The sequence below is a fragment of the Amycolatopsis echigonensis genome, from assembly GCF_014174495.1.
Classification (GTDB): domain Bacteria; phylum Actinomycetota; class Actinomycetes; order Mycobacteriales; family Pseudonocardiaceae; genus Amycolatopsis; species Amycolatopsis echigonensis.
In genome coordinates, this window is record NZ_JACJHR010000203.1 from 1 (window position 1) to 2,291 (window position 2,291).

At 69.0% G+C, this 2,291-nt stretch carries 2 protein-coding genes; both read right to left on the reverse strand.

Annotated features, from left to right (window positions below):
* Positions 1–446 (reverse strand): thiamine pyrophosphate-dependent enzyme (locus tag H5411_RS46215; protein ID WP_312878765.1); only part of this gene is annotated, 446 nt, incomplete at its 3' end.
* Positions 443–2,290, reverse strand: a complete 1,848-nt coding sequence (locus H5411_RS46220; protein ID WP_246370516.1) for a 2-oxoacid:acceptor oxidoreductase subunit alpha — start codon at positions 2,288–2,290, stop codon at positions 443–445. The genes H5411_RS46215 and H5411_RS46220, both read right to left, overlap by 4 nt.
* Position 2,291: the final 1 nt, after the last annotated feature.

Here is a 2,291-nt window from a genome sequence, read left to right on the forward strand (position 1 = left end):
TTGATGTTCACGTTGCGCCGCAGCGCGTGGATCAGGTGGTTGCCGCCGATGGACAGCGCGTCGCCGTCGCCGGTGACGACCCATACCGACAGGTCCGGGCGGGTGGTGGCGAGCCCGGTCGCGATCGACGGCGCGCGGCCGTGGATCGAGTGCATGCCGTAGGTGTTGAGGTAGTACGGGAACCGCGACGAGCAGCCGATGCCGGAGATGAAGACGATGTTCTCGCGCTTGAGCCCGAGGGTGGGCAGGAACGACTGCACGGCGTTGAGCACCACGTAGTCGCCGCAGCCGGGGCACCAGCGGACTTCCTGGTCGGACTTGTAGTCCTTGGCCTTCTGCGGTTCGTCGGTGGTCGGCACCAGGTCGATGCCGCCCAGTTGCGGCAGCCCGAGATCGACTGTGTTTCCGGGCGCCTCCGCGGGAAAGAATACGTCGGCTGTGGTCACTTGACGCCCTCCGGAACGAGGTTGGCGATGATGTCGGAGAACACGTTCTGCAGCTCCTCGGCCTTGAACGGCAGGCCCGCGACCTTGGTGTGCGAGTGCACGTCCACCAGGTACTTCGCCCGCAGCAGCAGCGCGAGCTGGCCCAGGTTCATCTCCGGGACGACGACCCGGTCGTAGCGGGCGAGGACCTCGCCGAGGTTGTGCGGCAACGGGTTGAGGTGACGCAGATGCGCCTGCGCGATCGGCATCCCGAGCTTGCGCACGCGGCGGCAGGCCGCGCCGATCGGGCCGTAGGAGGAACCCCAGCCCAGCGCGAGCACGCGGGCCTCGCCGGACGGGTCGTCGACCTGCAGGTCCGGCACGTCGATGCCGTCGATCTTGGCCTGGCGCAGCCGCACCATCGTGTCGTGGTTGTCCGGGTCGTAGGAGATGTGGCCGGTGCGGTCGGCCTTCTCCAGCCCGCCGATGCGGTGGGCCAGCCCGGGGGTGCCCGGGATCGCCCACGCCCGCGCGAGCGTCTCGGGGTCGCGCACGTACGGCCAGAACTCGCCGGATCCGTTGTCGGAGTTGGTTTCGGAGGCGAATTCCACGCGCAGGTCCGGCAGGTCGTCGACGTTCGGGATCAGCCACGGCTCGGAACCGTTGGCGATCGCGCCGTCGGACAGCAGCAGCACCGGGGTGCGGTACTTGAGCGCGATCCGGGTGGCCTCGATCGCGGCGTCGAAGCAGTCGGCGGGCGAGAGCGGCGCGATGATCGGCACCGGCGATTCGCCGTTGCGGCCGAACATCGCCTGCAGCAGGTCGGCCTGCTCGGTCTTGGTCGGCAGGCCGGTGGACGGCCCGCCGCGCTGCACGTCGATGATCACCAGCGGCAGTTCGGTCATCACGCCGAGGCCGATGGTCTCCGACTTCAGCGCGACGCCCGGCCCGGACGTGGAGGTGATGCCCAGCGCGCCGCCGTAGGACGCGCCGAGCGCGGCCCCGATGCCGGCGATCTCGTCCTCGGCCTGGAAGGTGATGATGCCGTAGTTCTTGTGCTTGGACAGTTCGTGCAGCACGTCCGAGGCCGGGGTGATCGGGTAGGTGCCGAGCAGGATCTGCAGCCCGGACTGCTGTCCGGCGGCCACGATCCCGTACGCCAGCGCGGTGTTGCCGGTGATCTGCCGGTAGGTGCCCTTGTCCAGCTTCGCGGGCGCGACCTCGAAGGTGGTCGCGAACGACTCGGTGGTCTCGCCGTAGTTCCAGCCCGCCCGGAAGGCGAGGATGTTGGCCTCGGCGATGTCCGGCTTCTTGGCGAACTTCTCGCGCAGGAAGCGTTCGGTGCCCTCGGTGGGCCGGTGGTACATCCACGACAGCAGGCCGAGCGCGAACATGTTCTTGCAGCGTTCGGCGTCCTTCTTGCCGAGGCCGGTGTCGGCGAGCGCGCCCTGGGTCAGCGTCGACATGGCGACCCGGTGCACCTGGAACGGCGAGAGCGAATCGTCGTCGAGGGGGTCGGTGTCGTAGCCGACCTTCACCAGGTTCCGCTTGGAGAACTCGTCGGTGTTGAGGATGATCGTCCCGCCGTGCGGAACGTCCCGCACGTTCGCCTTGAGCGCGGCGGGGTTCATCGCCACGAGCACGTCCGGCCGGTCGCCCGGGGTGAGGATGTCGTAGTCGGCGAAATGCACCTGGAAGGACGACACGCCGGGGATGGTGCCCTGCGGCGCCCGGATCTCGGCCGGGAAGTTGGGCATCGTCGACAGGTCGTTCCCGAACGCCGCCGCCTCCGAGGTGAACCGGTCGCCGGTCAGCTGCATCCCGTCGCCCGAGTCGCCGGCAAACCGGATGACCACCCGGTCCAGC